Below are 4777 nucleotides of genomic sequence, written 5' to 3'. Positions count from 1 at the left end.
CACCGAGGGTGAAGGCAACGGCACGCGCCGCCGCCGCCGTCGCGCCCGCGCCGGCGAGGGCGCCGGAACATCGCCCGATGACCCGGACAACACGGTCGTCAGGGTGCGCCAGGGTCGCAGCGCCGAGGACGAGATCACCGGCGTCGCCGGATCCACCCGTCTCGAGGCCAAGAAGCAGCGTCGCCGCGAAGGCCGTGAGGCTGGCCGTCGGCGCGCCCCGATCGTGTCGGAGGCTGAGTTCTTGGCTCGACGCGAGTCGGTCGAGCGCGAGATGGTGGTGCGTCAGCGCGACGATTACACGCAGATCGCGGTGCTCGAGGACAGCGTGCTCGTCGAGCACTACGTGGCCCGCGAGTCGCAGACGTCGCTGATCGGCAACGTCTACCTGGGCAAGGTCCAGAACGTCCTGCCGAGCATGGAGGCTGCGTTCGTCGACATCGGTGCTGGCCGCAACGCTGTGCTGTATGCCGGCGAGGTCGACTGGAGCACCCTCGGCAACGGCAAGGCCCGCAAGATCGAGGACGCGCTGAGCCCCGGTCAGGTCATCCTCGTCCAGGTCAGCAAGGACCCCATCGGTCAGAAGGGCGCTCGGCTCACCAGCCAGGTCAGCCTGCCCGGCCGCTTCTTGGTGCTGGTGCCCGGCGGCCAGACCAGCGGCATCTCCCGCAAGCTTCCAGAGAACGAGCGCACCCGACTGAAGGCGTTGCTCAAGGAAGTCCTTCCCGACGGCACCGGCGTCATCGTGCGCACGGCAGCCGAGGGCGCGTCAGAGGACCAGCTCACCCGCGACGTCACCGGGCTCACCGCCCGATGGGCGGACATCGAGTCCAAGGTCGCCGCAGGCAAGGCGCCGCAGCTGCTGTACGCCGAGCCTGACCTGATGATCAAGGTCGTCCGTGACCTGTTCAACGAAGATTTCACTGGTCTGGTCGTCGAGGGCACCGATGCCTGGGACATGATCAAGGGTTACGTCGATCACGTCGCGCCCGATCTCGCCGAGCGCATCTCGCGCTGGGACGAATCTGCCGGCAAGGACGCGTTCACCAGCTACCGCGTGGACGAGCAGATCCACAAGGCGCTCGAGCGCAAGGTCTTCCTGCCGTCGGGTGGTTCGCTGGTCATCGACCGCACCGAAGCCATGACGGTGGTCGACGTCAACACCGGCAAGTACACCGGCTCTGGCGGAAATCTCGAGGAGACTGTCACCCGCAACAACCTGGAGGCGGCCGAGGAGGTCGTGCGTCAGCTGCGGCTGCGCGACATCGGCGGCATCATCGTGGTCGACTTCATCGACATGGTGCTGGAGAGCAACCGCGATCTGGTGCTGCGCCGACTGGTCGAGTGCCTGGGCCGGGACCGCACCCGTCACCAGGTCGCCGAGGTCACCTCGCTGGGACTGGTCCAGATGACGCGCAAGCGCATCGGTACCGGTCTGCTGGAGTCGTTCAGCGCCGACTGTGACCACTGCAAGGGTCGCGGCGTCGTCATCGAGGATGCTCCGGTCGAGCCCAAGAAGGACGACGGCCCGCGTCGCGGCGGCCGCGGCGGTCGCTCCGGTGGTGGTCGCTCCGGTGGTGGAGGGAACCAGAACCGTCCAGCCCCCGATCCGAAGACACCGGAGGCGAAGGCCCCGAAGGCAGAAATCCCGGCTCCTGTTGATGCGCCGGTCGCGGCGCCGGAGCCCTCCGCACCCGTGGAGGCACCGAAGAAGGCCACCGGCCGACGCCGCGCGGCGTCCAAGCCGGCCGGTCCACCACCCCCCGTTTTGACCGACGAGGGTCAGGCTCCGTAGACTGGAGCGTCGGCGCGCAGCGCGTGTCGGCTTGCGCGCTCAGTCGCGCTCCCATCCATTGTGATCAGTAGAGGATTTCCCGTGGTGTACGCAGTCGTGCGCAGTGGCGGTGGCCAGCAAAAGGTCGCCGTCGGTGACGTCATCGAGATCGACCAGGCAGCTGAGGTCGGCTCGTCCGTCTCGCTGCCGGCAGTCCTGCACGTTGACGGCGACGCCGTCACGGCAGACGCCGCCACGCTGGCGAAGGTCAGCGTCACGGCCGAGGTTCTCGGGGGCACCAAGGGCCCGAAGATCGTCATCCAGAAGTACAAGAACAAGACCGGCTACAAGAAGCGCCAAGGTCACCGTCAGAAGTACACCCAGGTGAAGATCACCGGGATCACGAAGTAGTAGGGATCTGAGCTATGGCACACAAGAAGGGCGCCGCTTCTACTAAGAACGGCCGCGACTCCAATTCACAACGCCTCGGCGTCAAGCGTTTCGGTGGCCAGCAGGTCAACGCCGGCGAGATCATCCTTCGCCAGCGCGGCACGCACTTCCACCCCGGCACCAACGTCGGTCGCGGTGGCGACGACACGCTGTTCGCGCTCTCCGCTGGTGCGGTCGAGTTCGGCAAGCGCCGTGGCCGCAAGGTCATCAACATCGTTCCGGCTGTTCTCGCGGAGTAATCAGCGAACCAGTCTTGATGAAGGGGCCGTCCGCAGCAGCGGGCTGCCCCTTCGTCGTCTTGAGCCCTACAGGAGCGTCATGGCAGTCCCCACCTTCGTCGACACCGTGACGCTGCACGTCTCGGCGGGCAACGGCGGCCACGGCGTCTCGTCCGTGCACCGCGAGAAGTTCAAGCCTCTCGGCGGTCCCGACGGCGGCAACGGCGGCCACGGCGGCGACGTCACCCTGCGGGTGGACCCCGACGTCACGACGCTGATCGACTATCACCACGAGCCGCACCGCAAGGGCGGCAACGGCATGCCCGGTGCGGGCAACAACCGCAGCGGCTCACACGGCGAGGACCTGCTGCTGCGCGTGCCGGACGGCACCGTGGTGAAGTCGACGACCGGTGAGATCCTCGCCGACCTGGTCGGCCCGGGCACCGAGATCGTCATCGCAGCCGGCGGTCGCGGCGGGCTGGGCAACGCGGCGCTCGCGTCGTCCAAGCGCAAGGCTCCGGGCTTCGCGCTCAAGGGCGAGCCGGGCGCCGACATCACCATCACGCTTGAGCTCAAGGTGGTGGCCGACATCGGCTTGATCGGCTTTCCGAGCGCGGGCAAGTCCAGCCTGATTGCGGCGCTGTCACGCGCGCGGCCCAAGATCGCCGACTACCCGTTCACGACGCTCGTGCCCAACCTCGGCGTCGTGTCGGCCGGTTCCACCACGTTCACCGTGGCCGATGTGCCGGGCTTGATCGAGGGCGCCAGCCAGGGCCGTGGGCTGGGGCATGACTTCCTGCGTCACGTCGAGCGGTGCGCTGCACTGGTGCACGTCATCGACTGCGCCACGGTGGATCCTGGCCGGGACCCGCTGACGGACCTCGACGTCATCGAGGCCGAGCTGACGGCGTACGCCGAGGCCACGGGATCGGACCTCGATGACCGGCCCCGCATGGTGGCGCTGAACAAGACCGACGTGCCCGACGCCCGGGAGATCGCCGGTTTCGTCCGCGCTGACCTCGAGGCCCGCGGTCTGGACGTGTACGAGGTGTCGGCGGCCAGCCACGCCGGTCTGCGCGAGCTGTCGTTCGCGATGGCCGAGGTGGTGGCGTCCAAGCGTGACGCAGCGCCGAAGCAGGAAGCGACCCGCATCGTGCTGCGCCCGCCGGCCGAGGCCGGTGTCGGCGACGAGTTCACCATCACCCGCGAGAACGACACGTGGGTCGTTCGTGGCGAGAAGCCGCGCCGCTGGGTGCGCCAGACCGACTTCACCAACGACGAGGCCATCGGCTTCCTCGCTGACCGCCTGAACCGGCTGGGCGTCGAGGACAGGCTGCTCAAGATGGGTGCCAAGGCGGGTGACGGTGTGCTGATCGGCGACGAGGGCGACGCCGTCGTGTTCGACTTCGCGCCGGACATCGCGGCAGGCGCCGAGGTGCTCGGCCGCCGCGGCGAGGATCTGCGCATCGACCAGTCCGAGCGCCGCACCACCACGCAGCGACGCGAGAAGCTGGCGGCCAAACGCGCCTATGAGTCCGACGCACGTCGCGCTCGGGAGGCAGGCGAGCCGGTCCCGGTCGAGCCCGACTGGAGCTTCGACGACGACGACGACGAGTACTGACCGATGAGTCGGATCGTCGTCAAGGTCGGTTCGTCGTCGCTCACCACGCGACAGGGCCATCTGGACCCGGACCGGGTCGACGCCATCGTCGAAGCGCTCGCCGACGCCCGCGAGCGCGGCGACGAGGTCGTGCTGGTCAGCTCCGGCGCCATTGCCGCTGGCCTGGGTCCGCTCGGGCTCGCACGTCGTCCCCGTGACCTGCCGACCCAGCAGGCGGCCGCCAGCGTCGGCCAGGGCGCCTTGGTGGCGCGCTACACCGAGCGGTTCGCGGCGCGTGGGCTCGTCGTGGGGCAGGTGTTGCTGACCATCGATGACGTGACCCGTCGCAGCCACTACCGCAACGCCTTCCAGACCTTTGCGCGGTTGCACGAGCTCGGCGTCGTGCCGATCGTCAACGAGAACGACACGGTGGCCAGCTCCGAGATCCGCTTCGGCGACAATGACCGCCTGGCCGCCCTGGTGGCGCACCTGGTCAAGGCTGACGCCCTGATCCTGCCCTCCGACGTCGATTCCCTCTATGACGGTCCTCCCAAGGCGGGCGCGAAGCGCATCCCCGAAGTGCACGGCCCCGAAGACCTGGAGGGTGTGAGTATCGGACGGACCGGCAAGGCAGGCGTCGGCACCGGGGGCATGGTGACAAAAGTCGAAGCCGCCACCATCGCTGCCTCCTCGGGTATCCCGGCGCTGGTCACTTCCGCCGACAACGCCGGCCCAGCC

The 4777-nt window shown here is 68.5% G+C and carries 5 protein-coding genes; all 5 read left to right on the top strand.

Annotated features, from left to right (window positions below; all coding sequences use genetic code 11):
• Positions 1–1792, top strand: a 1792-nt coding sequence (locus WB508_RS03565; protein ID WP_423843504.1) for an Rne/Rng family ribonuclease, incomplete at its 5' end; no start/stop codon positions are given.
• An 84-nt stretch (positions 1793–1876) separates the two neighbouring features.
• Positions 1877–2182 (top strand): 50S ribosomal protein L21, encoded by a 306-nt coding sequence (gene rplU / locus WB508_RS03560; RefSeq protein WP_423843505.1) that lies wholly within the window; start codon positions 1877–1879, stop codon positions 2180–2182.
• Between the two features lie 14 nt (positions 2183–2196).
• On the top strand, positions 2197–2460 hold the full coding sequence (rpmA, locus tag WB508_RS03555) for a 50S ribosomal protein L27 (RefSeq protein WP_423843503.1): 264 nt from the start codon (positions 2197–2199) through the stop codon (positions 2458–2460).
• 79 nt (positions 2461–2539) lie between these two features.
• On the top strand, positions 2540–4060 hold the full coding sequence (gene obgE / locus WB508_RS03550; RefSeq protein WP_423843502.1) for a GTPase ObgE: 1521 nt from the start codon (positions 2540–2542) through the stop codon (positions 4058–4060).
• A gap of 3 nt (positions 4061–4063) precedes the next feature.
• Positions 4064–4777 (top strand): glutamate 5-kinase (proB, locus tag WB508_RS03545; protein WP_423843501.1); only part of this gene is annotated, 714 nt, incomplete at its 3' end.

Origin of the sequence: Aeromicrobium sp. (assembly GCF_049586495.1) — a bacterium.
Taxonomy (GTDB): domain Bacteria; phylum Actinomycetota; class Actinomycetes; order Propionibacteriales; family Nocardioidaceae; genus Aeromicrobium.
The sequence above is the reverse complement of the archived record's forward strand: the minus strand, read 5'-3'. Positions and strand labels throughout refer to the sequence as shown.

Bases quoted from the DNA above. Each gene is read 5' to 3' on its own strand.
- rpmA (WP_423843503.1), top strand. From the start codon at position 2,197: ATGGCACACAAGAAGGGCGCCGCTTCTACTAAGAACGGCCGCGACTCC.
- obgE (WP_423843502.1), top strand. From the start codon at position 2,540: ATGGCAGTCCCCACCTTCGTCGACACCGTGACGCTGCACGTCTCGGCG.